Annotated in this window: 24 protein-coding genes; 11 read left to right on the forward strand and 13 right to left on the reverse strand. The window is 71.4% G+C overall.

Annotated elements, in window-relative coordinates:
• Window positions 1–22 precede the first annotated feature (22 nt).
• Complete coding sequence (gene uvrA, locus ACZ7MF_RS33410; protein WP_471481987.1) at window positions 23–3,067, reverse strand: excinuclease ABC subunit UvrA; 3,045 nt, start codon at window positions 3,065–3,067, stop codon at window positions 23–25.
• Between the two features lie 222 nt (window positions 3,068–3,289).
• Here uvrA and ACZ7MF_RS33415 point away from each other — a divergent pair, with 222 nt between their 5' ends.
• Both ACZ7MF_RS33415 and ACZ7MF_RS33420 read left to right on the forward strand, forming a co-directional pair.
• On the forward strand, window positions 3,290–3,976 hold the full coding sequence (locus ACZ7MF_RS33415) for a maleylpyruvate isomerase family mycothiol-dependent enzyme (protein WP_471481988.1): 687 nt from the start codon (window positions 3,290–3,292) through the stop codon (window positions 3,974–3,976).
• A 60-nt stretch (window positions 3,977–4,036) separates the two neighbouring features.
• Window positions 4,037–4,693 carry an MBL fold metallo-hydrolase gene (locus ACZ7MF_RS33420; RefSeq protein WP_361007680.1) on the forward strand — a complete coding sequence of 219 codons (657 nt, stop codon included), beginning with the start codon at window positions 4,037–4,039 and terminating at the stop codon, window positions 4,691–4,693.
• Between the two features lie 276 nt (window positions 4,694–4,969).
• On the opposite strand, the gene aroQ is transcribed toward ACZ7MF_RS33420, so the two are convergent.
• The 7 genes from aroQ to ACZ7MF_RS33455 form a co-directional block, all read right to left on the reverse strand.
• Window positions 4,970–5,443 carry a type II 3-dehydroquinate dehydratase gene (aroQ, locus tag ACZ7MF_RS33425; RefSeq protein ID WP_471481989.1) on the reverse strand — a complete coding sequence of 158 codons (474 nt, stop codon included), beginning with the start codon at window positions 5,441–5,443 and terminating at the stop codon, window positions 4,970–4,972.
• Between the two features lie 89 nt (window positions 5,444–5,532).
• Window positions 5,533–6,633 (reverse strand): calcium:cation antiporter, encoded by a 1,101-nt coding sequence (locus ACZ7MF_RS33430; RefSeq protein ID WP_471481990.1) that lies wholly within the window; start codon window positions 6,631–6,633, stop codon window positions 5,533–5,535.
• Window positions 6,634–6,780: 147 nt separating this feature from the next.
• Window positions 6,781–7,782 (reverse strand): TerC/Alx family metal homeostasis membrane protein, encoded by a 1,002-nt coding sequence (locus ACZ7MF_RS33435; protein WP_356864158.1) that lies wholly within the window; start codon window positions 7,780–7,782, stop codon window positions 6,781–6,783.
• A gap of 252 nt (window positions 7,783–8,034) precedes the next feature.
• A complete protein-coding gene (locus ACZ7MF_RS33440) occupies window positions 8,035–10,050 on the reverse strand; it encodes a TerD family protein (RefSeq protein ID WP_471481991.1) in 2,016 nt (671 codons plus the stop codon).
• Window positions 10,051–10,168: 118 nt separating this feature from the next.
• Window positions 10,169–10,747 carry a TerD family protein gene (locus tag ACZ7MF_RS33445; protein WP_356864162.1) on the reverse strand — a complete coding sequence of 193 codons (579 nt, stop codon included), beginning with the start codon at window positions 10,745–10,747 and terminating at the stop codon, window positions 10,169–10,171.
• A 142-nt stretch (window positions 10,748–10,889) separates the two neighbouring features.
• Window positions 10,890–13,028 carry an excinuclease ABC subunit UvrB gene (gene uvrB / locus ACZ7MF_RS33450; RefSeq protein WP_471481992.1) on the reverse strand — a complete coding sequence of 713 codons (2,139 nt, stop codon included), beginning with the start codon at window positions 13,026–13,028 and terminating at the stop codon, window positions 10,890–10,892.
• Between the two features lie 40 nt (window positions 13,029–13,068).
• On the reverse strand, window positions 13,069–13,947 hold the full coding sequence (locus ACZ7MF_RS33455) for an MHYT domain-containing protein (RefSeq protein ID WP_471481993.1): 879 nt from the start codon (window positions 13,945–13,947) through the stop codon (window positions 13,069–13,071).
• A 291-nt stretch (window positions 13,948–14,238) separates the two neighbouring features.
• Between ACZ7MF_RS33455 and ACZ7MF_RS33460 the strand changes: the two genes are divergently transcribed.
• Both ACZ7MF_RS33460 and ACZ7MF_RS33465 read left to right on the forward strand, forming a co-directional pair.
• A complete protein-coding gene (locus tag ACZ7MF_RS33460; protein ID WP_471481994.1) occupies window positions 14,239–15,108 on the forward strand; it encodes a glycerophosphodiester phosphodiesterase in 870 nt (289 codons plus the stop codon).
• Between the two features lie 37 nt (window positions 15,109–15,145).
• Window positions 15,146–15,700, forward strand: coding sequence for a methylated-DNA--[protein]-cysteine S-methyltransferase (locus ACZ7MF_RS33465; RefSeq protein ID WP_471481995.1), 555 nt, complete (start codon window positions 15,146–15,148; stop codon window positions 15,698–15,700).
• Window positions 15,701–15,724: 24 nt separating this feature from the next.
• Here the strand turns inward: ACZ7MF_RS33465 and ACZ7MF_RS33470 are convergent, their stop codons facing one another.
• Entirely contained in the window at window positions 15,725–16,153 is a 429-nt protein-coding gene (locus tag ACZ7MF_RS33470; protein ID WP_471481996.1) for a VOC family protein, read from the reverse strand.
• 139 nt (window positions 16,154–16,292) lie between these two features.
• Here ACZ7MF_RS33470 and ACZ7MF_RS33475 point away from each other — a divergent pair, with 139 nt between their 5' ends.
• Together ACZ7MF_RS33475 and ACZ7MF_RS33480 are read left to right on the forward strand one after the other, a co-directional pair.
• Window positions 16,293–17,198 carry a pseudouridine-5'-phosphate glycosidase gene (locus ACZ7MF_RS33475; RefSeq protein ID WP_471482334.1) on the forward strand — a complete coding sequence of 302 codons (906 nt, stop codon included), beginning with the start codon at window positions 16,293–16,295 and terminating at the stop codon, window positions 17,196–17,198.
• Window positions 17,195–18,130, forward strand: a complete 936-nt coding sequence (locus ACZ7MF_RS33480) for a carbohydrate kinase family protein (RefSeq protein ID WP_471481997.1) — start codon at window positions 17,195–17,197, stop codon at window positions 18,128–18,130. The genes ACZ7MF_RS33475 and ACZ7MF_RS33480 overlap by 4 nt, the downstream gene beginning before the upstream one ends.
• Before the next feature lie 13 nt (window positions 18,131–18,143).
• On the opposite strand, the gene ACZ7MF_RS33485 is transcribed toward ACZ7MF_RS33480, so the two are convergent.
• The gene (locus ACZ7MF_RS33485; protein ID WP_471481998.1) at window positions 18,144–18,938 is read right to left on the reverse strand and encodes a methyltransferase domain-containing protein; all 795 of its coding nucleotides are present in this window, start codon (window positions 18,936–18,938) and stop codon (window positions 18,144–18,146) included.
• Window positions 18,939–19,180: 242 nt separating this feature from the next.
• Here ACZ7MF_RS33485 and ACZ7MF_RS33490 point away from each other — a divergent pair, with 242 nt between their 5' ends.
• Window positions 19,181–20,308 carry a magnesium and cobalt transport protein CorA gene (locus tag ACZ7MF_RS33490; RefSeq protein WP_471481999.1) on the forward strand — a complete coding sequence of 376 codons (1,128 nt, stop codon included), beginning with the start codon at window positions 19,181–19,183 and terminating at the stop codon, window positions 20,306–20,308.
• 31 nt (window positions 20,309–20,339) lie between these two features.
• Here the strand turns inward: ACZ7MF_RS33490 and ACZ7MF_RS33495 are convergent, their stop codons facing one another.
• Window positions 20,340–20,972 carry a nucleoside/nucleotide kinase family protein gene (locus ACZ7MF_RS33495; RefSeq protein ID WP_471482000.1) on the reverse strand — a complete coding sequence of 211 codons (633 nt, stop codon included), beginning with the start codon at window positions 20,970–20,972 and terminating at the stop codon, window positions 20,340–20,342.
• Between the two features lie 214 nt (window positions 20,973–21,186).
• Here ACZ7MF_RS33495 and ACZ7MF_RS33500 point away from each other — a divergent pair, with 214 nt between their 5' ends.
• Both ACZ7MF_RS33500 and ACZ7MF_RS33505 read left to right on the forward strand, forming a co-directional pair.
• Window positions 21,187–21,666, forward strand: a complete 480-nt coding sequence (locus ACZ7MF_RS33500; RefSeq protein WP_471482001.1) for an anthrone oxygenase family protein — start codon at window positions 21,187–21,189, stop codon at window positions 21,664–21,666.
• 159 nt (window positions 21,667–21,825) lie between these two features.
• Window positions 21,826–23,316 (forward strand): glutamate synthase subunit beta, encoded by a 1,491-nt coding sequence (locus tag ACZ7MF_RS33505; protein WP_471482002.1) that lies wholly within the window; start codon window positions 21,826–21,828, stop codon window positions 23,314–23,316.
• Between the two features lie 91 nt (window positions 23,317–23,407).
• On the opposite strand, the gene ACZ7MF_RS33510 is transcribed toward ACZ7MF_RS33505, so the two are convergent.
• A complete protein-coding gene (locus ACZ7MF_RS33510; protein WP_003976841.1) occupies window positions 23,408–23,683 on the reverse strand; it encodes a DUF397 domain-containing protein in 276 nt (91 codons plus the stop codon).
• The gene (locus ACZ7MF_RS33515) at window positions 23,684–24,544 is read right to left on the reverse strand and encodes a helix-turn-helix domain-containing protein (RefSeq protein WP_003976840.1); all 861 of its coding nucleotides are present in this window, start codon (window positions 24,542–24,544) and stop codon (window positions 23,684–23,686) included.
• 283 nt (window positions 24,545–24,827) lie between these two features.
• Between ACZ7MF_RS33515 and ACZ7MF_RS33520 the strand changes: the two genes are divergently transcribed.
• Both ACZ7MF_RS33520 and ACZ7MF_RS33525 read left to right on the forward strand, forming a co-directional pair.
• Entirely contained in the window at window positions 24,828–25,541 is a 714-nt protein-coding gene (locus ACZ7MF_RS33520; RefSeq protein WP_471482003.1) for an ATP-binding protein, read from the forward strand.
• Window positions 25,532–25,972, forward strand: coding sequence for a hypothetical protein (locus ACZ7MF_RS33525; RefSeq protein ID WP_471482004.1), 441 nt, complete (start codon window positions 25,532–25,534; stop codon window positions 25,970–25,972). Before ACZ7MF_RS33520 ends, ACZ7MF_RS33525 begins: the two co-directional genes overlap by 10 nt.
• Window positions 25,973–25,979 lie beyond the last annotated feature (7 nt).

Consider the following 25,979-nt stretch of genomic DNA (forward strand, 5'->3'; position numbering starts at 1 on the left):
GTGGGGCCCGGCGCCGTCGGACTCAGGCCTTGCTCGTCCGCGTGGTCTTCTTCGCGGCGGGCTTGGCGGCCTTCTTGGCCGCTGTCTTGGCCGTCTTGGTGGCGGTCGCCTTCTTGGCCGCCGTGCCCGTGACCGTCTTGGTGGCGGTCTTCTTGGCGGTGGCCTTGGTCGCGACCGTCTTCGCCGTCTTGCGCGGCCTGGTCACCGGGGCGGCGTCGCTGACCCGGTCGGCGCCCAGGACGTCCCGCAGGAACTTGCCGGTGTGGCTGGTGGGGACGCCCGCGACCTGCTCGGGCGTGCCCTCGGCGACCACCAGGCCACCGCCGGCGCCGCCCTCGGGGCCCATGTCGACGACCCAGTCGGCGGTCTTGATCACGTCGAGGTTGTGCTCGATGACGATGACCGTGTTGCCCTTGTCGACCAGGCCGCCGAGGACCGTCAGCAGCTTGCTGATGTCCTCGAAATGCAGACCGGTGGTCGGCTCGTCCAGGACGTAGACCGTGCGTCCGGTGGAGCGGCGCTGCAGCTCGCTGGCGAGCTTGACGCGCTGGGCCTCGCCGCCGGACAGGGTGGTCGCGGACTGGCCGAGCCGGACGTAGCCGAGGCCGACGTCCTTCAGGGTCTTCATGTGCCGGGAGATGGCGGGGACCGCCTCGAAGAAGTCGGTCGCCTCCTCGATCGGCATGTTCAGCACGTCGGCGATGGACTTGCCCTTGTAGTGGACCTCCAGGGTCTCCCGGTTGTACCGGGCGCCGTGGCAGACCTCGCACGGGACGTAGACGTCCGGCAGGAAGTTCATCTCGATCTTGATCGTGCCGTCGCCCGCGCAGTTCTCGCAGCGGCCGCCCTTGACGTTGAAGGAGAACCGGCCCGGCAGGTAGCCCCGGACCTTCGCCTCCGTCGTCTCGGCGAACAGCTTGCGGATGTGGTCGAAGACGCCGGTGTACGTCGCCGGGTTCGACCGCGGGGTGCGGCCGATGGGCGACTGGTCGACGTGGACGACCTTGTCGACGAGGTCGTCGCCGTCCACGCGCGTGTGCCTGCCCGGGACGTTGCGCGCGCCGTTCAGCTCGCGGGCCAGGTGGGTGTACAGGATGTCGTTGACCAGCGTCGACTTGCCGGATCCCGAGACGCCGGTGACGGCCGTGAAGACACCCAGCGGGAAGGACACGTCGATGTCCTGGAGGTTGTTCTCCCGGGCGCCGTGCACGGTCAGCCGCCGGGAGGGGTCCTGCGGGCGCCGGATGTCGGGCAGCGGGATGGCCTTCCGGCCGGACAGGTACAGGCCGGTCTGCGACTCGGCGTTGTCGAGCAGCTCCTTGACGGAGCCGCTGTGCACCACCTTGCCGCCGTGCTCGCCCGCGCCGGGGCCGATGTCGACGATCCAGTCGGCGACCTTGATGGTGTCCTCGTCGTGCTCGACGACGATCAGCGTGTTGCCCATGTCCCGGAGCCGGACGAGGGTCTCGATCAGCCGGTGGTTGTCGCGCTGGTGCAGGCCGATGGACGGCTCGTCGAGGACGTACAGCACGCCGACGAGTCCGGAGCCGATCTGGGTGGCCAGCCGGATACGCTGGGCCTCGCCGCCGGAGAGGGTGCCCGCCGCGCGGTTCAGCGAGAGGTAGTCCAGGCCGACGTCGACCAGGAACCGCAGTCGCTCGTTGACCTCCTTCAGCACGCGCTCGGCGATCTTCTTGTCCCGGGCGTTCAGGGTCAGCTCGCCCAGGAAGTCCGCGCAGTCGCTGATGGACATCGCCGAGACCTCGGCGATCGACTTGCCCATGACGGTGACCGCGAGGACGAGCGGCTTGAGGCGGGTGCCCTCACAGGTGGGGCAGGGCACCTCGCGCATGTAGCCCTCGAAGCGCTCACGGCTGGCGTCGCTCTCCGCCTCGCTGTGCCGACGCTTGACGAAGGGGATCGCGCCCTCGAAGGCCGTGGTGTACCGGCGCTCGCGGCCGTACCGGTTGCGGTAGCGGACCTCGACCTGGGTCTTGTGGCCGTACAGCAGGGCCTTGCGGGCGCGCAGCGGCAGGCCCGCGAAGGGGATGTCCGTACGGAAGCCGAGCGCGTCCGCGAGGGCGCCGATGAGGCGGCCGAAGTAGTCCTTGGTGTGCCCGTGCGACCAGGGGTGGATGGCGCCCTCGTCGAGGGACTTGTCCTCGTCGGGGACGATCAGCTCGGGGTCGACCTCCATGCGCGTGCCGATGCCGGAGCAGTCGGGGCAGGCGCCGAAGGGCGAGTTGAAGGAGAAGGAGCGGGGCTCCAGCTCCTCGAAGGACAGGTCGTCGTACGGGCAGTACAGGTGCTCCGAGTACATCCGCTCGCGCTCGGGGTCGTCCGCGGGGAGGTCGACGAAGTCGAGCACGACCATGCCGCCGGACAGGCCGAGCGCGGTCTCCACGGAGTCGGTCAGGCGCCGCTTGGCGGAGTCCTTCACGGTGAGGCGGTCGACGACCACCTCGATGGTGTGCTTCTCCTGCTTCTTCAGCGTGGGCGGGTTGGACAGCTGGACGGTCTCGCCGTCCACCCGCGCGCGGGAGTAGCCCTTGGTCTGGAGGTCGGCGAAGAGGTCGACGAACTCGCCCTTGCGCTCGCGCACCAGCGGCGACAGCACCTGGAAGCGGCTGCCCTCGGGCAGCTCCAGGACCTTGTCCACGATGGCCTGCGGCGACTGGCGGGAGATCGGCCGGGAGCATTCGGGACAGTGCGGCTTGCCGATGCGGGCGAAGAGCAGGCGCAGGTAGTCGTAGACCTCGGTGATGGTGCCGACCGTGGAGCGCGGGTTGCGCGAGGTCGACTTCTGGTCGATGGAGACCGCCGGGGAGAGGCCCTCGATGAAGTCGACGTCCGGCTTGTCCATCTGGCCGAGGAACTGCCGGGCGTAGGAGGAGAGCGACTCCACGTAGCGCCGCTGGCCCTCGGCGAAGATGGTGTCGAAGGCCAGGGAGGACTTGCCCGACCCGGACAGGCCCGTGAAGACGATGAGCGAGTCACGAGGCAGGTCGAGCGAGACGTTCTTCAGGTTGTGCTCGCGCGCGCCACGGACGATGAGACGGTCGGCCACGCCGGTCCGCACCTTTCTTGAGAGAAGTGACAGGGGCGGGGCCCCCGTCTTTCTCAGACTAGGGGGAGCCACTGACAACGCCGGTCGATTCACCGGTTGTCAACAAACCCCGACTTCCCAGCATGCCCGACGCCGCAGTCGACCTTATAGCACGTGCATTCGAATTGCGGGGGTCGTCCACAACCTTCACCCGAAGGTGTGGCGCGGTCTAGGGTCAGCAGCATGATTGATCACGCTCATGACCTGGCGTCTGTACGTGACGCGACCGAGCGGCTGCTCACCGCGGTCGGGAAACTGGACAACGCGTCCGTGACGGAGTCGTCACGGCTTCCCGGCTGGAGTCGCGGCCACGTCCTCGCCCACCTCGCCCGCAACGCCGACGCCCTCGTGAACGTCCTCGAAGGGCGCCCCATGTACGTCTCCGGCGAGGCCCGGGACGCCGACATCGAGCGGGACGCCCCGCGCCCGCTGGACGCACAGCTCGCGGACGTGCGCGAGAGCGCCGCCCGGTTCCAGGACGCCTCGGCCGTCCCCGCGGACTGGTCGCGCACCGTGGAGCTGCGCAACGGGATCACGGACTCGGCCTCCAGGGTGCCGTTCCGGCGGTGGGCCGAGGTGGAACTGCACCACGTGGACCTGGGCATCGGGTACGAGCTGGAGGACCTCCCGGCGGAGTTCACCGGGCGGGAGACCGACTTTCTCGCCGCCCGGTTCGCCGGTCACCCCGAGGTGCCGCCGACCCGGCTCACGGACGGCACGCGCGCGTGGACCACGGGACGGGAGGCGGACGCTCCCGCGGTGACCGTCACCGGCCCCCCGGCCGATCTGCTCGGCTGGCTCGCCGGTCGCCGTGCGGGCTCCGCGCTCACGGTGGAGGGCGGCCCGCTGCCGGCGCTGCCTCCGCTGTAGACCCCGGAAGGCAGGCGGGAGGCAGCCTGCGGGCCGCCTCCCGGCGCTAGGCTGGCCGTCATGACGTACAGCGGAGAGGTGACGGTCGGCGGGCCCGCCGACGTGCACGAGCTCAAGGATCTGATGATCACCAAGGTCGCGGTCGGCCCGATGAACAACAACGCCTATCTGCTGCGCTGCCGGGCCACCGACGAGCAACTGCTGATCGACGCCGCCAACGACGCGCACACCCTGCTCGGCACGATCGGTGACGACGGCATCGCGTCGGTCGTCACCACCCACCGCCACGGCGACCACTGGCAGGCGCTCGCCGAGGTCGTCGCGGCCACCGGCGCCCGCACCCACGCGGGCCGGCACGACGCCGAGGGCATCCCGGTGCCGACCGACGTCCTGGTCGACGACGGCGACACGATCCGGGTGGGGCAGGTGGAGCTCACCGCACGCCACCTCGTCGGCCACACACCGGGGTCCGTCGTCCTGGTCTACGACGACCCCCACGGGCATCCCCACGTGTTCACCGGCGACTGCCTGTTCCCGGGCGGTGTGGGGAACACCTTCAAGGATCCGGAGGCCTTCGCCCGCCTCATTCACGACGTGGAGACCAAGGTCTTCGACACGCTCCCGGACGAGACGTGGGTCTATCCCGGGCACGGCAACGACACGACGCTCGGCGCCGAGCGGCCGCACCTGCCGGAATGGCGGGCGCGGGGCTGGTGACGGGCGGGCGCGGGGCTGGTGACGGGCGGGCGCGGGGCTGGTGACGGGCGGGCGCGGGGCTGGTGACGGGCGGGCGCGTCAGGTACGCGCCCGCGCCCTCCCGCCCGGCGTCCGCGCCCCGTGTGAAGCGTTCGCACACACCCGCGGGCCGCACCCGCTCCCCGCGCACCGGTGCGGCGCGGTCGACTGGTGGCAGCCCCGCACAGGAACGACGGCTCCTGGGCGGCACGGGCCGCCGGCCCCCGATCCCCGCCCTCGGCCGGCGGCCCCGGCGCCTCAGGCCCTGGCCGAGCCCGCCCCGGCCAGGGCCGCGATCCGCTCCACACCGAAGACGTACCCCTGCACGCCGCACCCCGCGACAACGCCGTCGGCTCGCTGCGAGACATAGGAGTGGTGCCGGAACGGCTCCCGCTGGTGAATGTTGGAGATGTGGACCTCCACCACCGGCAGCCCGTCGCAGGTGTTGAGCGCATCCAGGATGGCTACGGACGTGTGCGAGTACGCGGCGGGGTTGATCACGATCCCGCAGTGGTTCAGCCGGGCCTCGTGGATCCAGTCGACCAGTTCGCCCTCGTGGTTGGACTGCCGGAAGTCCACCGTGCCGCCGTGCGCGGCCGCCGTCTTCACACACAGTGCCTCGACGTCGGCGAGGGTGTCGGAGCCGTAGATCTCCGGCTGGCGCTGGCCGAGCAGGTTCAGGTTGGGGCCGTTGAGGATCATGATCGGGGCGTTGGCCAGGCTGCGGGGCACGGTTCCTCCGGTCCGTGAGGGTGCGGCGGTCCCTGCGCGACCACCGCTCGGTCCCCGGTCTATCACGGTGCGCCGGTGCCCCGTTCGGCCTACGGATTGACGGCCAGTTCCAGGTACGCCGCGAACAGCACCAGGTGGACGCCTCCCTGCAAGGGCGTGGCCCGGCCCGGTACGACCGTCAGGGACGCCACCACCACGGTCAGGGCGAGCAGCACCATGTGGACGGGGCTGAGGCCGAGGACCAGCGGCCCGGCGAGCCACACGGAGGCCAGGGCCACCGCGGGGATGGTCAGTCCGATGCTGGCCATGGCGGAGCCGAGCGCCAGGTTCAGGCTGGTCTGGACCCGGTCGCGGCGCGCGGAACGCACCGCGGCGATGGTCTCGGGGAGCAGGACCAGCAGCGCGATGATGACGCCGACGACGGCGTGGTGGAGTCCGGCGGCCGCCACCCCGTCCTCGATGGTCGGCGACACCCCTTTCGCGAGGCCGACGACCCCGACGAGTGCCAGGCCCAGCATTCCCAGGCTGATCAGGGCCGTGCGGGAGGACGGTGCGTCGGCGTGCTCCTCGAAGGTGATCACTTCGCCCTGCCGCGTGATGGGCAGGAAGTAGTCGCGGTGCCGCACGGTCAGGGTCGCGATGAACAGGCCGTAGAGGACGAGCGAGGACAGTGCCGCGAAGGTCAGCTGCACGGTGGAGAACTCCGGGCCGGGCGCGCTGGTGGTGAAGGTCGGCAGCACCAGGCTGAGGGTGGCCAGGGTCGCCACCGTCGCGAGGGCGGCGCCGGTGCCCTCCGGGTTGAACACCGCGGTCCCGTGTCGCAGGGAGGCGACCAGGAGGCTGAGTCCGACGACGCCGTTGCAGGTGATCATGACGGCCGCGAAGACCGTGTCCCGGGCCAGGGTCGCGCTCTTGTCGCCGCCGTCCACCATCAGGGTCACGATGAGCGCGACCTCGATGACCGTGACCGCGATGGCGAGGACCAGGGAGCCGAAGGGCTCGCCCACCCGGTGGGCGACCACCTCGGCATGGTGCACGGCGGCCAGGACGGAGGCCGCCAGGACGATCGTGAGCAGCGCGACGACCGCGCCGGGCAGTGAGCGGCCCCAGGTGAGGGCCAGTAGTACGACCGCGAGCACGGGCGTGACGGTCGTCCACTGTGCGAGGAGCGCCCTGGGACCGGTGACCATGCGGTGATCGTCGCAGAGGGCGACGGGCGCCGCACTCCGGGTCTTGGGGCCTTCGCCCACCGAGCGCGCCCGCCGCGCCGGGGCCGCCGGGCACGGGAGGAGCGGCGAACGGCTCCGCGCCGTTCGCCGCTCCCGGGCCCGAGTGGGTCAGGCCTCGATGCTGTCCTTCCGGGCGTCGTCGCCCCCGGCGGCCGCCGCTTCCGCCGCGGCCTGCTTCTTCGAGGCGCGGAGGCTGGTGATCGTGGTGACGATCAGGACGGAGCAGATCACGCCGAGCGAGACCGGAATGCTGATCTCGGGGACGTGGACGCCCGACTCGTGCAGGGCGTGCAGCACCAGCTTGACGCCGATGAAGCCCAGGATCACGGACAGGCCGTAGGACAGGTGGACCAGCTTCCTCAGCAGACCGCCGATGAGGAAGTACAGCTGTCGCAGACCCATCAGCGCGAACGCGTTGGCAGTGAACACGATGTACGGGTCCTGCGTCAGCCCGAAGATCGCCGGGATGGAGTCGAGCGCGAAGAGCACGTCGGTGGTGCCGATCGCAAGCATCACGACCAGCATCGGCGTCATGATCCGCTTGCCGTTCTCCTCGATCCACAGCTTGGTGCCGTGGTATCGGTCGGCGACACCGAAGCGGCGCTCGGCGGCCTTGAGGAGCTTGTTCTCCTCGAACTCCTCGTCCTCCTCGTCGGCCCGGGCCTCCTGGATGAGCTTCCAGGCCGTGTAGATGAGGAAGGCACCGAAGATGTAGAAGACCCAGGCGAAGCTGGCCAGGATCGCGGCACCCGCGGCGATGAAGATGGCCCTGAGGACCAGGGCTATGAGGACACCGATGAGCAGGACCCGCTGCTGGTACTGCGAGGGCACCGCGAACTTCGCCATGATCAGGACGAAGACGAAGAGGTTGTCCACGCTCAGCGACTTCTCGGTGATGAAACCCGCGAAGAACTCGCCGGCGGGCTCACCGCCACTGAAGAGGAGCAGGCCGAGCCCGAAGAGGCCCGCCAGGGCGATCCAGACGCCGGTCCAGATACCGGCTTCCTTGATCGATACGTCGTGCGGTTTGCGGCCGATGAAGAAATCGACCGCGATGAGGGCGGCAAGGCCCACGATGGTCAGGACCCACAGGGTCACCGAAACTTCCACTACGCCTCCGGCAGTACGTCACACGGCAGATGTCAGCGTCGTCGCTGCCGGAGGTCTCTTCCACCCAGGTGACCGGGACGCGTGATGCGCCCGGAACCACGGGCCGACGCCCCGGGATCTGGCCTGATCCGTATTGACGGGTACGCCGCACAGACAGGGAGTACTCCCCTCCGTACGGAAGACAGTACCCCAATCACCAAGAGAAGGTAAAGAGATTTGCAAATAAAGCTCAAAAAGCCAGCTCGGAGCCGGTCAGCGATCCCATGAACGGCGGGCGGCGGCGACCTGGGCGAGCACCTGCTGGAGCACCTGGCTGCCGGGCGGCACGAGCGGAGGCTCGTACGTCCAGGCATGCCCGACCCACGGGTCGGCGAGGTGGTCGTCGGCCACCGGCGTCAGCCGCAGCAGCGAACGCCACAGCGGGTCGAGCAGTGGTCCGAACCCGGCGGACTCCTCGCGGTCGGCGACCATCATCAGGTGGACGCCGACGGCCGGTCCCTCATCGGCGAGGTAGCGCAGCTGGTTGACGGCGCGGTCGTCGAAGCCGTGCGGGAAGTCGTTGACGATCAACAGCTGCTGCGAGGTGTCGAGGCCGGGCGGGAGCGCGTCGGGCGCACCTCCGCGCAACGCCATCTGGACCAGGTCGACGCGCTGGGTGAGACGGGCCAGTACGTCCGCCGCCCCGGCGGCGCCCTGGGCGGGCGGCGCGGCGAGCACCCCGCTGTGCACCAGCGGCATCAGGGCCTGCGCCCCGGAGCCGGCCGGGTCGATGACGTGCACGGTGAACTCCCCCGCCGGGTAGACGGCGAGCAGCCGGGCCGCGTGGGAGACGGCCGTCTCCAGGCCCAGGCGCCGCATCTCGTGGGAGTCGGCGAACGACCCGTCGAGCGAGGCGGAGCGCCCGCTGTCGATCCACAGGCCGCGCTCGAGCGGCAGCCGGATCAGCATCGGGATGCGGATGCGGTCGGCCTCCGGCAGATGGAGATCGCCCAGCCGCAGGGCCATCGGGATCTCCATGGGGACGCGGTAGGCGTGCCAGACGGGGTTGTCCCAGCGGGCGAAGGCCGTCGGCAACGCGGGCTCGACGACCTCGGCCTCGGCGACGAGCTGGGCGACGTCCCGGTCCAGGACCTCCCTGGCCTGGGACACCAGCTGGCCGTGCCGGGCGCGCGCCGCTTCCCGGGCTGCGTCGCCCTGACCGCCGATCCGGCTGCGGGGGTCGGACAGGACTTGGTCGAGCTCCTTCTCCATGCGGGAGTCGGCGAAGTCGACGGCGCTGCGGTAGGCGGCCGTGGTGCGGGCCAGGTCCTCGAACATGCCCCACACCTGGTTGTAGAGCCGCTCCTCCATGGACCAGCCGGTGGCGTCACCGGCGACGGGCCGGGCCGGCCGACCCGGTTCGGCCGGGGGTGCGGCAGGCGGGGGCGGGGGCGGCGCCGCGTTCTGCCGGCGCGGGTGGCTGTAGTCGATCGGGGCGCCTGCGGCGGGTGCGGACGGCTGGCCGGTGGTGGCGGGCTCCCCCGGCCCGCCCGGGTACGGCTGCTGTCCCCCGGGGCGTCCCGGCACCCCGGGCGCCTGTGCGCCGGGAGCAGGAGCTGCCTGGGGGTCGTACGGGGACGCCGGCGGGACGGGACCGCCGGAGCCGGTCCCGGGCGCGGTGCCGTGGTCCGGACGGTGCGCCGGGGCGGCGGCCGGCGGGGCCGGTATCGAACGGGCCAGTCCGCTCGCCACCGCCTCGTGGATGCTCGCCGCGAGCTGGTGGGCCTGGGACAGCTGCTGGTCGGCGAGAAGCTCGGCGAGGCCGCCCGCGTAGCCCTGGCCGACGGCACGCACCTTCCAGGCGCCCTGGCGCCGGTAGAGCTCCAGGGCGACGACGGCGGACTCGGCCTCCAGACCGGTGATGGTGTAGCTGGCGACCTCGTCGCCGTCGAGGTCCGTGACGGCGACGAAGGGGGCGGCGACGACCCCGAAGCTGGCCGGGCCCCGCCCGCCGATGGGCAGGGCGAGCAGTACGCTGACGCGGTGCACGGCGTCCGGCACGGCGTCCAGGTCCACCGCGAGACGGTGGTCGGCGGCGGCCTGCCGGGAGACTTCCAGGCCCGGCAGGGTGGGCGCACCGGGGTGGACCACCCGTTCAACGCCGTGGATCGTGCCGTTCTCGTCGCCGAGCGTGGCCCCGGCCACGACCGGCGTACCGGCCGAGACCCGGATCTCGAGACGAGCCCGGGGCAGCGGGTGGTTCTGTCCCCGCGTCAGCTCGGCCGTCATCGCCTTCCCCCTGTGTCATTCGTCTGTCACCCGCAAGGCGTCGTGCGGGTCTGGCCGGTCCCGCACGGGGACCGGCCGGTTCGTGTCGGACTCGGGCCGGACTGCCGCAGGCCGGCTGCTACAGGACCGGCAGGATCGCCGGCATCAGGTCCTGGAAGGTGCGGCCGTTGGCCGGGGTGCCGATGGCGGTCATCGCCCAGCCCTGGCCCGCACGGTTCACCTTGGCCATGATCTGGGCCGTGTAGGCTCCGCCGCCGGCCAGTGTGTAGCGGGCGAGTTCCTGGCCGTTGGTCTCGTCGACCAGGCGGCAGAAGGCGTTCTGCACCTCCTGGAAGGTCTGGCCGGTGAAGGAGTTCACCGTGAAGACGATCTGGTCGATGTGGACCGGAATGCGCTGCAGGTCGACGAGGATGGCCTCGTCGTCGCCGCCCTGGCCGACACCGCCGACGAGGTTGTCCCCGGTGTGGCGCACCGAACCGTCGTCGCTCACCAGGTGGCGGAAGAAGACGACGTCGACCGGCTGCTTGTCCGCGAAGAGGACCGCGGAGGCGTCCAGGTCGATCTCCCGGGTGCGCGAACCGAACAGGCCGCGCCGGGGAGCCGCCTGCCAGCCGAGACCCATCCGCACCGACGTCAGGCTGCCGCCGTCGCTCTTCTGCAGACTGATGGCCTGACCCTTGGTCATGTTGACGGTCACGCGCTGATCCCCTCTCGAACTGTCCCCTGTTGCCGCAGGTCTCCGCGGTTGACCAGAACCCTACGCAGGGGCACCGACAGTGCCCCACCCCGGTCCGCGCTTTGTGTCGGTCTTGCAACACAGAGCGTGCCCGGACGGGCCGTCAGGCCAGGCCCGCCTCCCGCATCTGGCGCAGTTCCTTCTTCATTTCGGAGACCTCGTCGCGCAGCCGGGCCGCGATCTCGAACTGGAGGTCGGCCGCGGCCGCCCGCATCCGGGTGGTGAGGTCCTCGATCTGCTCGGCCAGCTCCGCCGCGGGACGGTCGGTCACCGCCGTCTCCTTGGCCCTGCCCCTGGCGGCCTTGGCTCCGCCCGTCTTCTGGCCGCCCAGCGCGGGCACGGGAGCCTTGGCGCCCTTGCCCTCCTTCGTCTGGCGGTAGCCCGAGCCGAGGAGCTGTTCGGTGTCGACGTCCTCGCGGGCGATCTGCGCCACGATGTCGTTGATCTTCTTGCGGAGCGGCTGCGGATCGACGCCGTTCGCCTTGTTGAACGCGACCTGCTTCTCGCGGCGGCGGTTGGTCTCGTCGATGGCCTTCTCCATCGCCGGCGTGATCTTGTCCGCGTACATGTGGACCTGGCCGGAGACGTTGCGCGCCGCGCGGCCGATGGTCTGGATCAGGGAGGTGCCGGAACGCAGGAAGCCCTCCTTGTCGGCGTCGAGGATCGCCACCAGGGACACCTCGGGCAGGTCGAGGCCCTCGCGCAGCAGGTTGATGCCGACCAGGACGTCGTACTCGCCGGCGCGCAGCTCGCGCAGCAGCTCGACCCGGCGCAGCGTGTCGACGTCGCTGTGGAGGTAGCGGACCTGGATGCCGAGCTCCACGAAGTAGTCGGTGAGGTCCTCGGCCATCTTCTTGGTGAGGGTGGTGACCAGGACGCGTTCGTCCTTCTCGGTCCGCCGGCGGATCTCGTGCACCAGGTCGTCGATCTGGCCCTCGGTGGGCTTGACGACGACTTCCGGGTCGACCAGGCCCGTGGGGCGGATGATCTGCTCGACGGCGCCGTCCGAACGGGAGAGCTCGTAGGCGCCCGGGGTCGCCGAGAGGTAGACGGTCTGGCCGATGCGCTCCTGGAACTCCTCCCACTTCAGCGGGCGGTTGTCGAGGGCGGAGGGCAGCCGGAAGCCGTGGTCGACCAGGGTTCGCTTGCGGGAGGCGTCGCCCTCGTACATGGCGCCGATCTGCGGGACGGTGACGTGCGACTCGTCGATGACGAGCAGGAAGTCGTCCGGGAAGTAGTCGAGCAGGGTGTTCGGAGGGGAGCCGGGTGAGCGGCCGTCGAAGTGCATCGAGTAGTTCTCCACGCCGGAGCAGGAGCCGATCTGGCGGAGCATCTCGATGTCGTAGGTGGTGCGCATCCGCAGCCGCTGGGCCTCGAGGAGCTTGCCCTGCTTCTCCAGTTCGGTCAGGCGCTCGACCAGCTCCTTCTCGATGTCGTTGACCGCACGCTCCAGGCGCTCGGGCCCGGCGACGTAGTGGGAGGCCGGGAAGACGTACAGCTGCTGGTCGTCGCTGATGATCTCGCCGGTGACCGGGTGGAGCGTGGACAGGGCCTCGATCTCGTCGCCGAACATCTCGATGCGGACGGCCAGCTCCTCGTAGACCGGGAAGATCTCGATGGTGTCGCCGCGCACCCGGAAGGTGCCGCGCGCGAAGGCCATGTCGTTGCGCGTGTACTGGATGTCGACGAAGCGGCGCAGCAGCTCGTCCCGGTCGTGCTCCTCGCCGACGCGCAGCGGGACCATGCGGTCCACGTACTCCTGCGGGGTGCCGAGGCCGTAGATGCAGGACACGGAGGCGACCACGACGACGTCACGGCGGGTGAGCAGCGAGTTGGTGGCGGAGTGGCGCAGGCGCTCCACCTCCTCGTTGATCGAGGAGTCCTTCTCGATGTAGGTGTCCGACTGGGGGACGTAGGCCTCGGGCTGGTAGTAGTCGTAGTACGAGACGAAGTACTCGACGGCGTTGTTGGGCAGCAGCTCGCGGAACTCGTTGGCCAGCTGGGCGGCCAGGGTCTTGTTCGGCGCCATCACCAGGGTGGGGCGCTGGAGCTTCTCGATCATCCACGCGGTGGTGGCGGACTTGCCGGTGCCGGTCGCGCCGAGCAGGACGACGTCCTTCTCGCCTGCCTGGACGCGCCGGGCCAGCTCGGCGATGGCCGTCGGCTGGTCGCCGCTCGGCTGGTAGGGGCTGACGACCTCGAAGGGCGCCACCGTGCGTTCGATCTGGGAAACGGGCCGCATGGGTTCCACCGTACGACCCCGCACTGACAACGGGTCCCGGTCAGCGGTTCTGCGGGGTGCGGGGGCGCCGGTGGACCAGGGGGCGGCGGGTGCGGCGGGCGGGGTGGTGTACCGGGTGGCGGATCGTGCGCGGGGCCTCGGTGTGGGCGGGGATGCCCGGCTTCCGCTCGGCGGGGACCACGGCGGGCCTTCCCATCACCATCTGCGGGTCGAACATGACGACGACGCCGGCCAGGAGGAGGAAAGCGAGGGGACCGATCAGCATGGGGGCGAGCAGTTCGGCGGACGATCCGCCGACGGAGGGTTCGGCCGTGCCGCTGAGGTGGACCTCGACCGCGGCCATTCCCGTGTAGTGCATGCCGGTGACGGCCAGTCCCATGATCAGCGCCGCGCCCACACTCCACAGGAAGCCACGGACCTGTCCGGCCGCCCACAGGGCGGCGGTGGCGGCGGCCATGGCTATGACGACGGACACGGCGACGGTGAACGTGTTGTACGTCAGCTGTCCGTCCAGGTGCATACCGGCCATTCCCAGGTAGTGCATCGAGGCGATACCCAGGCCGGTGATGGTGCCGCCGGTGAACAGGGCGGTCCCGCGCGCGCCCCGGTAGCCGACGATGAAGATCCCGACACCCACCATGACGATGGCGACGGCCAGGCTGGCGAAGGTCATCAGCCAGTCGTAGCGGATCGGGGTGTGCTCGATCGTGAAGCCCATCATCGCGACGAAGTGCATGGTCCAGATGCCGGAGCCGATCGCCGCCGAGCCGAGGGCGAGCCAGCCGGGGCGCCAGGAACGGCTGACCAGCATGGCCCTGGCGGTGCAGCGCAGACCGAGGGCGCCGCCGAGACAGGCCATGAGGTAGGCCACCAGCGGTGTGACGAGTCCGTAGCTGAATCCGTGGACCGTGCTGTGCATGTGCGGCTGCCTTTCCGCCTTCTTACGCCCCGGTGGTGTCCCGGATTCTCCTGATGTGCGCCCCCTCCCAGGACCGCGCGAACGATTCAGGGTCGAGGCAGAGAGTATGGCGTCCACCGGAATGGTCGAACGATTCTCCGGCAAAGAATCACGGTCTCGCCCCAGTTGTGCCGCCCCCGTGAGCGTAGTTGAGCAACTCCATTCAGCCTGTGGCCACTCCGCACCCCCCTTTCGTTGACTCTCTGATGTCACAGTGGTGCTGTCCGTGATCGTCCGACGCGAGGAGTACGCATGCACGTGCGCGCAGTAGCCGTCACGACCACCGCCCTTCTTGGAGTCGCCCTCACGGCTCCGCTCTCGCACGCGCGAGCGGACGGGGCGGGGGGCGACGGGCCCACGGTCGTGGCCCACCGGGGTGCTTCCGGGTACGCGCCGGAGAACACGCTGGCCGCCGTCGACCGGGCGGCCGAGCTGGGCATCCGCTGGGTGGAGAACGACGTCCAGCGCACCCGGGACGGCGAACTGGTCGTCCTCCACGACGAGAGCCTGGAGCGTACGACCGACGTGGAGGAGGTCTTCCCGGACCGCGCGCCCTGGAAGGTGAAGGACTTCACGGCCGCCGAGATCGCGCGGCTGGACGCGGGGAGCTGGTTCGGGTCCGAGTACGCGGGCGCGCGCGTGCCGACACTGGAGCAGTACGTGCACCGCGTGGAGCACCACCACCAGAAGCTGCTGCTGGAGCTTAAGAGCCCGGGGCTGTACCCGGGCATCGAACGGGAGACCCTCAAGGTCCTCGCCAACGAGGGCTGGCTCGACCGGCGGCACGTGGCGGGACGGCTGGTCGTGCAGAGCTTCGACGCCGACAGCATCCGGACGGTCCACGACCTCAAGCCCGCCGTCAAGACGGGGTTCCTCGGCACCCCGGCCGTGTCGGAGCTGCCGGCGTACGCGGAGTTCGCCGACCAGATCAACCCGTCGTACGGCTCCCTCTCCATGAGCTACGTGTCCGCGGTCCACGCGTTCACCGGACCGCACGGCAGGCCGCTGGAGGTCCTCACCTGGACGGTGAACGACGCCGACACCGCGCGCCGGGTCGCCGGGTACGACGTCGACGGCATCATCACCAACAAGCCCGACGTGGTGCGGGACGCCGTGGACTGACCCGGGCGTTGTCAGTGGCGGGTCGTACGGTGGGTCCATGGACAGCCACGGGCAGTACGAGCAGCAGGTCGTGTGGACCGTCGTCGGCACCGACATAGGTCCGCTGCTGCTCGCCGCCACCCCCGACGGTCTCGTCAACGTCGTGTTCCACGCCACCGACGCCACGCGCGACCGGGCGCTCGAAAGGCTCGCGGCCCGGCTGGGCACGGAGCCCGTCGAGGCGCCCGGCTCCCCGCTGCTGGCCGAGGCGATACGCCAGGTCGAGGCGTACTTCGCGGGCCGGAGGCGCGGCTTCGAGCTGGCGTTGGACTGGTCGCTGATCTCGGGCTTCAACCGGCAGGTGCTGCGCGAGCTGGCGTCCGGCGTCCCCTACGGCTCGGTCGTCGGCTACGGCGACCTGGCCGGCCGGGTGGGGCAGCCGGGTGCCGCCCAGGCGGTGGGCATGGCCATGGGGGCCAATCCGCTGCCGGTCGTCGTGCCGTGCCACCGGGTCGTGGAGAGCGACGGCGGCATCGGCGGATTCGGCGGCGGCGTGGACACCAAGCGGCGGCTGCTGGCGCTGGAGGGTGTGCTGCCCGAGCCGCTGTTCTGAGGGGCGGACAGCGGCCGGGCGGGGCTACTCGTAGTGCCGGGCCTCGATGATGTTGCCGTCCGGGTCGCCGAAGTAGAAGCTTCGCCTGGCCATGCCGCGGGCGCCGTAGGAGTCGTACGAGAGGTCCGAGACCGGGACGGACTGCTCCTCCAGGCGGGTGCGCAGGGCGTCGAAGTCGTGCGGGGACAGGGACACGCAGACGTGGTTGACGGGGTGCCCGGCGCTGGCGTCGGCGCCGGGGACCATGCGCATGCGGTCGGCCATGGCGTGCGGTGCGAGGTCGAGGATGGTCTCGTCGTTGAGGCGCACGGAGGGGAAGCTCACGGTCCCGGCGGCGTACTCGGTGACCCGCAGGGGCTCGAGGCCCAGGTTCTTCTCGTAGAAGCCGGCCGCGGCGACCGGGTCGCGCACCCAGAGGACGATGTGGTCGAGACGTGTCGTGTTGTCCGTCATGGCTCCAGGCTCATGGTCGGCTCCGGGGGCCGCAAGAGGCCCGTTCCGGCGCCGTCGGGGTTTGACCCGGTCCCGCACCCGCCAGGGATGAGGGAGACCGGAGCCGAAGGAGAACCGTCGGACAGGAGGCAGGCGCGTGATGTTGGTGGTGTCGGAAGAGGTGCGGGAGGCGATGGACGCGCGTCGCCCCGTGGTGGCCCTGGAGTCCACGATCATCGCGCACGGCTTGCCCCGCCCGCGCAATCTGAGGGTGGCGCGGGAGCTGGAGGAGGCTGTGCGGCGGGAGGGCGCCGTACCGGCGACGATCGCCGTGCTGGACGGCCGGCCGCATGTCGGTCTGGACAAGGAGCAGCTGGAACGGGTCGCCAACGAGGACGGCATCCGCAAGCTGGGACACCGGGACCTGCCGCTCGCGGTGGCCTCCGGCGCGAGCGGGGCGACCACCGTGTCGGCGACCGCCCTGCTGGCGGACCTCGCGGGCGTACGGGTGTTCGCAACCGGAGGGCTGGGCGGCGTCCACCGGGAGTGGACGGTGACGCAGGACGAGTCGGCCGACCTGGGCCTGCTGGCCCGCACCCGGATCACGGTGGTCTGCGCGGGCGTGAAGTCCATCCTGGACGTCCCGGCGACCCTGCAGCGGCTGGAGACGCTGGGGGTCGCGGTGGCCGGTTACGGGACGGACCGCTTCCCCGGCTTCTACCTGTCCGACTCGGGGCATCCGGTGGACTGGACACTGGACGACCCGGGGCAGGTGGCGGCGGTCATGCGGGCGCAGGAAGCGCTGGACGGGCCGCGGTCCGCACTCGTGGTCGCCAACCCCGTTCCCGAGGAGGAGCAGCTCGATCCCGCTCTCCACGCGCGCGTGCTCGCCGACGCGCTGCGCGCCTGCGAGGCGGAGGGTGTCACGGGCCAGGCAGTCACGCCGTTCCTGCTCGAACGCCTGGTGCGGCTCACCGACGGCGCCTCGCTGAACGCCAACCTGGCGGCGGTACGGGGGAACGTGCGGCTGGCGGCCCGGATCGCGGCGGCCTGGACCGCGGCATGAGCCTGGCCCCGGGCGGTGCGCTGCTGGTAGTCGGGGACGTGGTCACCGACATCGTCGCCCGGCATCGGGGCCCGCTGGCCCCGGGCACGGACACCTCCGCCGCGGTGCGGCGGCTGCCCGGCGGGGCGGGCGCCAACGTGGCCTGCTGGGCCGCGTACGAGGGGTGCGGGGACGTGCGGCTGCTGGGCCGGGTGGGTACCGACGCGTCCGCGTGGCACGAACGGGAGCTGACGGCGTGCGGGGTGCGTCCGCTCCTCGTCGTCGACTCGGCGGCGCCCACGGGGACGGTGATCTGCCTGGTCGACACCGCCGACTCGGCCGAGCGGACGTTCCTCACGGACAGCGGGGCGGCGTTGCGGATCGGGCCTGGCGACTGGTCGGACCCGCTGCTCGACGGCGTGGGCCGGCTGCACCTCTCGGGCTACCTCCTCTTCTCGGAGCCGGGCCGGGCCCTGGTGTCGGTCGCCCTGGCGGCGGCCCGTGCGCGTGGGGTGCCGGTCAGTCTGGACCCGGCGTCGGCCGGGTTCCTCACCGCGCTGGGCGTCGACCGTTTCCTCGGCCTGGTCGAGGGCGTGGACGTGCTGCTGCCCAGTCGTGACGAGGCGTGTCTGCTCACCGGCCTGCCCGACGTGGCGGACGCGGCGGCGAAGCTCAGCCGGCACGTACCGCTGGTGATCGTCAAGCAGGGGGCGAAGGGGGCCCTGGTGGCGCGGTCCGGCACCGTGGGCGCACGGGTCGCCGCGGTCACGGCGGCACCGCGGGACAGTACGGGCGCCGGTGACGCCTTCACCGGAGCGTTCCTCGCCGCACTGCTCGCGGGCGCGGAGGCCGAGGAGGCCACGGCCGCCGGGTGCCGGGCGGGCGCACGGGCGGTCGAACGGGTGGGCGGGAGACCGCCACGAGCGGCCGGCCGGGGACCGGGCGGCGGTTAGCGGGGCTCAGGGGTCACCCCTTGCGTCCCCACGCCGAGATCATCGGCGCCGTCGCGAGGTCCATGCCGCCGGCCGCGACGTTCGCGAGGTGGCGGTCGATGTCGTCGTGGGTGGCCACCTGGGCGGCGACCAGCTGGTCACGGATCTGTCGTACCGTCGCGGACTCCAGCGCGGCGCACGCGGCCGAGGTGACCGGGAAGTAGGCGTCGGCCTCCACTCTGCGCAGTCCCGCCTCCCGGAGCAGCCGGGGCAGTCGGCGGCCGTAGGAGAGGTCGGCGCCGCGACCGGACAGCAGTTGGCGGAAGCCGTGCCGGAGCCGGTTCGCCAGCTCCTGCTCGGGTCCGTGCTCGTCGGGGCAGAGCAGCGGCTGGAGTGCCGGGTCGGCGTCCTCGACCAGGAGGCGGCCACCGGGACGCAGGGCCTTGATCATCGACCGCAACGCCCTGTCCCGGTCCGGGACATGGACGAGGACGAGTCGGGCGTGGACCAGGTCGAAGCCCTCCCCGGGCGGTTCCTCCGTCCCCACGTCGTGCACGCGCACCTCGACCGGCGGCCGGCCGGCCGGGGCGACCCGCGAGGTGTCGATGTCCGTCGCGAGGACCCTGCCGGTCGGCCCCACCCGCTTGGCCAGCCACGACGCCACGGATGTGCCTCCGGCTCCGACCTCCCAGCAGCGCCAGCCGGGGCCGACGCCGAGTGCCTCCAGGTGCCGGAACGTCGTGGGGTCGAAGAGCGTGGCGAAGGCGTCGAAGCGCTCCGCCGCCTCGGACTGCCCGTTGTCGAGGAGGTATCCGTCGGTTCGCGTCATGCTGCGATCATCCCAGTTGTCCCGCTTGCCCGAAGGGGGCGACGCTCCGGCACGCGGGCCCCCTCCGCGACGGCCGGGCGGTTCGGGACGAGGCATGCGGGCCCGAGCGGTCCGTCCACAGGCGGGAACAAAGCGGAATCCCCCGTTTCCACAGGCCCGTTCGCCGTCTCCGCCGGCCTGGCAAACTGACCTGCCAGGGCGCGGGAAGCACAGCGCGAGGGGACATACGCGGGGAGACTCGGATGACGATGGCGGGCAATCTGCGGAAGGTCACGGGGCTGGGCGGGGTCGGCGGCCTGCGGAAGGTGGCACGGCTGGCCCGGCGACGGCCGCGGGTGGACCTCAGTCACCCCGCGCGTTCCCCGCTGGGCTCCTCGGTGGTGAACTGCGTGACCTACCGGGACGGTGTCCGCATGCCCGAGGCCGGCGATCCGGTCGATGTCGTGGCGCGAATGCGCAGGCGCGGGGCGGGTTTCGTGTGGCTCGGTCTGCACGAGCCGACGGACCAGGAGTTCGCGGGTGTCGCAGAGCTCTTCGAGCTGCATCCGCTGGCGGTCGAGGACGCGATCGAGGCCCACCAGCGGCCCAAGGTGGAGCGGTACGGAGAGACGCTCTTCGCCGTGTTCAAGACGGTCTGCTACGTGGAGCACGAGGAACTGACGGCGACGAGCGAGGTGGTGAGCACCGGCGAGATCATGGTGTTCGCCGGGCCGGACTTCGTGATCACCGTGCGGCACGGGCGGCACGGCTCGCTGGGACCGCTGCGCGAAGGGCTGGAGTCCGATCCGGCCCAGCTCGCCAAGGGACCGTCGGCGGTGCTGCACGCGATCGCGGACCATGTGGTGGACGACTTCCTGAGCGTCATCGAGTCGGTCCAGGAGGACATCGACCACGTCGAGACGGAGGTGTTCGCGGAGAACGGCGCGCGGGTCGACCCGGGGCGCATCTACCAGCTCAAGCGTGAACTCCTGGAGCTGCGACGGGCCGTGGTGCCGCTCGGCCGGCCGCTGGAGGAGCTGGCCACCCGCCCGTTCCGGGTGGTCGAGCCGGAGATACAGGCCTACTTCCGCGACGTCGCCGATCATCTGCTGCGGGCCACCGAGCAGATCGCGGCGTTCGACGAACTCCTCAACTCCATCCTCCAGGCACACCTGGCCCGCGTGACGGTCGCGCAGAACGAGGACATGCGGAAGATCACGGCCTGGGCCGCCATCGTCGCGGTGCCCACGATGGTCTGCGGCGTGTACGGCATGAACTTCGACCACATGCCGGAACTGGGCTGGCGGTACGGCTACGGCCTCGTCATCGGCGTGATAGCCGTCGCCTGCCTGGCGCTGCACCGGGGCTTCCGGCGCAACGGCTGGCTCTGAGGGGGCGGCCGCTCCAGGTCGGCCAGCCAGTTCAGCCACTCCAGGCGGGATGCCGTGGATCGTCGGCGCGTACCAGGACGTCGGCGGTGCCCGACGGGTCGGTCTCCTCGTCGTAGCGCTCGAAGGCGGGCAGGGTCCACTGCTCGGTCTCGGGGGTGCGGCGACGCAGGGCGCCCGGAGTGAGGACGAGATGGACGCTCAGATCGAGGGGGAACCAGTGACGGAGCAGAAAGGGACCGTGGAGCAGCAGCGCACCGCCGGGAGGGAGTCGGGCGTAGGGGCTGCGGGTGGCTCGGTCGGTGACCGGGTCCCACAGGTCGGGCAGGACCCGCCCGTCGCCGCCGGGAGAGACGGGGTCGAAGACCTCGCGCCACAGGGCACCGGTGTCGTACCAGCCGTTGTAGTAGGACTCGGCGTCCTGGTGCCCGTACTCCAGACGGAGCGAGGCGGGTCGCAGGAAGCCCTCCGTTCCGACGACGAGGGAGGGGCGTCCGCGCACCCGCAACGCCTCACCGACCCGTTCGGCGAGGTCGCCGGGGCGGGCGGCGGGGGCGCCGTCGAGGGCGACGCGCGTCCAGGCACCGCCGTCGGTGGGCTCCAGGTCGAGCAGTCGCTCGGCGAGCCGGTCGCCGAGCCGGTCCCAGGTGATCGCTTCCAGTCGCACCCGCCCATGATGCGTCAGCTTCCGTGTCGGTCGACACGACGGTTGCCGCGCCGGACAGCGCCTCGCCCTCCTGGACGCTCGCGCATGGGCCCGCGGCGCTGGGCCATGGTCACCGTGCCGGTGCGGCGGTTGACTTGGGGTGATCGACGGGCGGTGGCGCCGGGAGGGCGTGCACCGGACCGACAGTTACTCGACGGGTGGGAGTTGACGCGACATGGGCGAGGGACCGTACTTCGTACTGACGGTACTGGGCGCGCTCGGGACCGGTGTGACCGCTGGTGTCTTCTGTGCCTTCTCCACCTTCGTCATGCGGGGGCTCGCCGCGCTGCCGCCCGCCCGGGGGGTCGCCGCGATGAACGCGATCAACACGGCCGCGGTGCGGCCGGCCTTCATGTCCGTGTTCCTCGGGACGGCGGTGCTGACCGCGGTGATCGCCGTGGTCACACTGGTGCTGTGGCCGGAGGAGGCGGCGGTGGAGCTGCTGCTGGGCAGCGGGCTGTACCTGGTCGGGTCGTTCGGAGTGACCGTGGCGGCCAACGTGCCGCGCAACGCCGCGCTGCTCCGGCTGGAGCCGGGCTCCGCGGAGGCGGCCGAGCGCTGGCCGGCCTATGTGCGGGAATGGACGGCCTGGAACCACGTGCGTGGGGTTGCCTCGGCCGCCGCGGCGGTGGCGTATGTGCTGGCCCTCGCCTGAGCCGGCCGCGGCTCGGGCTGCGCACCGACCGGGCGTGGTCCGGCCCGGGTGAGGGGCCGTCCGGCGCTCTGCGCGCGGAGCGGACCGGTCGTATCGTGGAGCGCGAGAGCGCCGCACCCAGGCGCACGGCCAGCCACCGCGCACGCAAGGAAGACGGCCATGGCCGATCCCAAGGGTTTTCTGACGACGCCCCGCGAGGAGTGGCCCCGCAGACCGGCCGGAGAGCGGGTCCGGGACTGGGACGAGGTGTATGTCCCGGGAGCGCTGCTGCCGATCGTCGGCCGGCAGGCCGACCGGTGCATGGACTGCGGTGTCCCCTTCTGCCACGAGGCCTGTCCGCTGGGCAACCTGATCCCGGAGTGGAACGACCTGGTCTCCCGGTCGGACTGGCGGGCGGCGGGCGAGCGGCTGCACGCCACGAACAACTTCCCGGAGTTCACCGGCCGGTTGTGCCCGGCGCCGTGCGAGGCGGGCTGTGTGCTCGCCATCAACCAGCCCGCCGTCACCATCAAGAACGTCGAGTGCGCGATCGCGGACGTGGCCTGGGAGGAGGGCTTCGTCCCGCCCCGGCCGCCGGAGCGGCTGTCGGGGAGGACGGTGGCGGTGATCGGTTCGGGACCGACGGGTCTCGCTGCGGCGCAGCAGTTGACCCGGGCCGGGCACACGGTCGCGGTGTACGAGCGGGACGACCGGATCGGCGGGCTGCTGCGGTACGGGATCCCGGAGTTCAAGATGGAGAAGCGGCACCTGGAGCGGCGCGTCGGCCAGATGCGGGCGGAGGGGACGCGGTTCCGTACGTCGACGGCGGTCGGACGGGACGTGGACGCCGCCGGGCTGCGGGCTCGCTACGACGCGGTGGTGATCGCCACCGGGGCGACGGCGTGGCGCGAGCTGACCGTGCCCGGCCGGGAGCTGGCGGGCGTGCATCAGGCGATGGAGTACCTGCCGCTGGCCAACCGGGTGTGCGAGGGCGACCTCGAGTGCTCCCCGCTGTCCGCCGCCGGGCGGCACGTGGTCATCGTCGGTGGTGGCGACACGGGCGCGGACTGTCTCGGTACGGCGGTGCGGGAGCGGGCTGCGTCCGTGACGCAGCTGGACATCTACGCGCAGCCGGGTGCGGAGCGCGACGAGCAGGCCGATCCCTGGCCGACCTATCCGCGCCTGTACCGGCTGTCGGCGGCGCACGAGGAGGCACGCGACCTGCGGTCCGCGCCGGCGGCGGACGCGGACGCGCGGCTGTTCGCGGCGTCCACGCTCCGCTTCACCGGCGACGGGCGGGGGCATGTGCGTGCGCTGCACCTGGTCGGGGTGGACGCCGGGCGCCGTCCGCTGCCCGGCAGCGAGCGGTCGCTCCCCGCGGACCTGGTCCTCCTCGCCCTCGGCTTCTCGGGGCCCGACCGGCGGGACGGGCTCGTCGACGGACTGGGACTGGACATGGAGCCCCGTGGCACGATCGCCCGGGACGGGGGCTTCGCGACCAATGTCCCGGGGGTGTTCGCCGCCGGGGACGCGGGGCGCGGGCAGTCACTCGTCGTCTGGGCGATCGCGGAGGGGCGGGCGGTGGCGGCGGCCGTCGACCGCCACCTGTCCGGCGGCAGCACCCGGCTGCCGGCCCCGGTCAGCCCGTACGACCGGCCGATGACGGCCTGACCGGGGTGCATCCGCGCGGGGCGCGATCGGAACGGTGATCAAAAATCAGTGCCAAACAGCTTAAAAACAACAATCAAAGGGGGTGCACGTTTCAGGACAGAAGGAAGTCCGCCTCTCCCGCCTTCGCTCCCTCGATGAAGGCTGTCATCTCGGCCGAGGTGTAGATCAGCGCCGGCCCGTCCGGGTCGGTGGACTGCCGCACCGCGATCCGGCCGTCGGCGAGCTTCATGGCCTCCAGGCAGTTGCCTCCGTTGCCTCCGCTCCACGGCTTGTGCCAGCCCTCGCTGCCCAGGTCACGGGCGGGCATGCCGTTGTAGATCCGCTCGGCGCGGTTGAGTGGCGAGCGCTGGGGCTTGATGCGATTCATTCACAGCTCCTTGCGGAGATCCCGGAGGATCTCCTTCGTGCGATGTGCCGTGGCGGCCTGCGCCGCCATGCGGTCCATGACCTCGAGGTGGGTCGCCACCTCGGCGCGCGCGTCGAGATAGACGGCGCCGGTCAGGTACTCGCTGTAGACCATGTCCGGCAGTTCCGGCATGGCGAATCGGAACAGCACGAAGGGCCCGTACGTGCCGGGGTGCGGCCCGCTCGAGAACGGAGCGATCTGCAGCGTCACGTTGGGCAGCTTCGTGGCCTCGAGCAGCCGGTCGATCTGGGCACGCATCACCTCCGGCCCCCCGACGGGGCGGCGCAGCGCGGTTTCGTCCATCACGACCCACAGCCGGGGTGCGTCCTTACGGGTGAGCAGTTCCTGGCGTTGCATGCGCAGGTCGACGTGGCGCTCGATGTCGTCGGGCCGGGTCTGCCCGATGGCGCCCGAGCGCAGCACACCGCGTGCGTAGTCCTCGGTCTGCAGCACCCCGGGGACGAAGTGGGGCTCGTAGGCACGGATCAGGGAGGCCGCGCCCTCCAGGCTGACGTACAGCGAGAACCAGCCGGGGAGGATGTCGTGGAAGCGCTGCCACCACCCCGGTTTGTTGGCGTCCTCGGCCAGCTGGACGAAGGCGTCGGCCTCCTCGTCGCCGACGCCGTAGGCCTTCAGCAGGAGCTGGAGGTACGGGATCTTGAGGGCGACCTCGGCCATCTCCATGCGGCGGACCGTGGCGGGGGCGACGCGCAGGATGCGGGCGGCTTCCTCGCGCTTGAGACCGGCACGTTCCCGCAGGTCCAGCAGGCGCCGGCCGAGTACGACCTGGCCGACCGTCGGCGCGGACCGCGGCTCGCTCACCGCCCACCTCCTGAAGAGTCCCGAAAGATTCCCTGCGTGCCAGAGTCCTTGCGTCCCTGTTTCCCGTACAGACAGCCTCGGCGAGGCCCGGCGTGTCCTGGTGCGGACAGCCCGGCGGCGCCATTCGAAGATCCGTTCGAAAACCTGGCGAGGTCCTCGTACGGCCTGAAGTGGCGCCGCTCGACGTGCTGTTGCGAGCAGTGTGCCACGGCCGTCCAGAACGTCACACAGCACTCTGCATTTTTCAGAGTGACACTTGCCAAGTGTTCACGGCGGGGCGATAGTGGCAAGCGTGATTCCGTCCGCGCCCTTAGGAACAGACGCCGCCGCGGGCTCCCTGGGCCTCGGTGCCGCCATGGGAGCCGGCGCTTCGGGAGCCGCCGCCGCCGAGCGCCGGTTCCGTTTCGAGCTGGCCGCTCATCCGGGTTCTCCCTCACAGGCCAGACGCCTGACACGGGCCCGGCTGAGCGGCTGGGCCGTGTGCGAGGACACCTGTGACACCGCGGCCCTGGTGGTCTCCGAACTGGTGACCAACGCGATCGTGCACACGGCGAGCAGACACATAGTGTGCGAGCTGCACGACGCCGACGACCTGGTCCGCATAGCCGTGCGCGACGAGGGCTGCGCCCCGGGCCAGCCCCACCCCTCGGCCGATCAGCAGCCCGAGGACGAGCACGGCAGGGGCCTGATCCTCGTCGACGCCCTGTGCGAGGCCTGGGGAGCCCACGAGCACGGTCCCGGACTGCTGGTCTGGGCGGAGCTGCCGCGCAAGGCCGACGAACCTCGCGACCCCGCGGAGCCCCACAACGACCTGGGCTGGGGCGCCCGCCCGAAACCCACCCCCACGGATGACACGGGGGACGAGAGCGAGGCCGAGTCCCGCCGTCGGGAAGACCACCGGCCGCGCGAGGCCCGGGGGACCACAGAGCCCCGGGGGACCACAGAGATCCGCAAGGGCCGGGAAACACTCCGTGGAACGGGGACCGAATGGCTATGAGGGCCGCGTCCGGCGTCCGACCGCTCGGTCTGGACACGATGGTCCGCCTCCAGCGCGGACGGCACACCACCGGAACACCTCGGAGACTGCCCGTGCCGGACGGTATGACGGCGCCGCTGGGCTGCGACGCGGTGGCGGTTCCCGCCCGCCTCGGCCAGCAGGTGCTGCCCCGGCTGCCGCGCGTGGGGTGCGTCTACGCCGATGAGACGCACTGGTGGTGGATCGTTCCGTCCGACTCCGACTACGCGCTGGAGTGGCCCGCCCCCGCGCGTTACGCGACCGGTGCGGTCGTACCGGGCTCCACGAGCCTGCCCGCCCTCATCCACCGCTCGGACGGCACGGTTCCCTACACGCCGCCGATCCCGCTGTACCTGGCCCTGTGCCGGCTGACGAACACGACGCCCACCTGGTCGCGGACGGTGAGCGCGTAGGAGCCGG

It is taken from the genome of Streptomyces sp. NPDC111628 (assembly GCF_055635195.1).

Excerpts from the sequence above, each read along its gene's own strand:
- ACZ7MF_RS33415 (WP_471481988.1), top strand. The coding sequence starts at position 3,290 with ATGATTGATCACGCTCATGACCTGGCGTCTGTACGTGACGCGACCGAG.
- ACZ7MF_RS33420 (WP_361007680.1), top strand. The coding sequence starts at position 4,037 with ATGACGTACAGCGGAGAGGTGACGGTCGGCGGGCCCGCCGACGTGCAC.
- ACZ7MF_RS33430 (WP_471481990.1), bottom strand. The coding sequence starts at position 6,633 with ATGGTCACCGGTCCCAGGGCGCTCCTCGCACAGTGGACGACCGTCACG.
- ACZ7MF_RS33440 (WP_471481991.1), bottom strand. The coding sequence starts at position 10,050 with ATGACGGCCGAGCTGACGCGGGGACAGAACCACCCGCTGCCCCGGGCT.
- uvrB (WP_471481992.1), bottom strand. The coding sequence starts at position 13,028 with ATGCGGCCCGTTTCCCAGATCGAACGCACGGTGGCGCCCTTCGAGGTC.
- ACZ7MF_RS33455 (WP_471481993.1), bottom strand. The coding sequence starts at position 13,947 with ATGCACAGCACGGTCCACGGATTCAGCTACGGACTCGTCACACCGCTG.
- ACZ7MF_RS33460 (WP_471481994.1), top strand. The coding sequence starts at position 14,239 with ATGCACGTGCGCGCAGTAGCCGTCACGACCACCGCCCTTCTTGGAGTC.
- ACZ7MF_RS33465 (WP_471481995.1), top strand. The coding sequence starts at position 15,146 with ATGGACAGCCACGGGCAGTACGAGCAGCAGGTCGTGTGGACCGTCGTC.
- ACZ7MF_RS33470 (WP_471481996.1), bottom strand. The coding sequence starts at position 16,153 with ATGACGGACAACACGACACGTCTCGACCACATCGTCCTCTGGGTGCGC.
- ACZ7MF_RS33475 (WP_471482334.1), top strand. The coding sequence starts at position 16,293 with ATGTTGGTGGTGTCGGAAGAGGTGCGGGAGGCGATGGACGCGCGTCGC.
- ACZ7MF_RS33480 (WP_471481997.1), top strand. The coding sequence starts at position 17,195 with ATGAGCCTGGCCCCGGGCGGTGCGCTGCTGGTAGTCGGGGACGTGGTC.
- ACZ7MF_RS33485 (WP_471481998.1), bottom strand. The coding sequence starts at position 18,938 with ATGACGCGAACCGACGGATACCTCCTCGACAACGGGCAGTCCGAGGCG.
- ACZ7MF_RS33490 (WP_471481999.1), top strand. The coding sequence starts at position 19,181 with ATGACGATGGCGGGCAATCTGCGGAAGGTCACGGGGCTGGGCGGGGTC.
- ACZ7MF_RS33500 (WP_471482001.1), top strand. The coding sequence starts at position 21,187 with ATGGGCGAGGGACCGTACTTCGTACTGACGGTACTGGGCGCGCTCGGG.
- ACZ7MF_RS33505 (WP_471482002.1), top strand. The coding sequence starts at position 21,826 with ATGGCCGATCCCAAGGGTTTTCTGACGACGCCCCGCGAGGAGTGGCCC.
- ACZ7MF_RS33510 (WP_003976841.1), bottom strand. The coding sequence starts at position 23,683 with ATGAATCGCATCAAGCCCCAGCGCTCGCCACTCAACCGCGCCGAGCGG.
- ACZ7MF_RS33525 (WP_471482004.1), top strand. The coding sequence starts at position 25,532 with ATGGCTATGAGGGCCGCGTCCGGCGTCCGACCGCTCGGTCTGGACACG.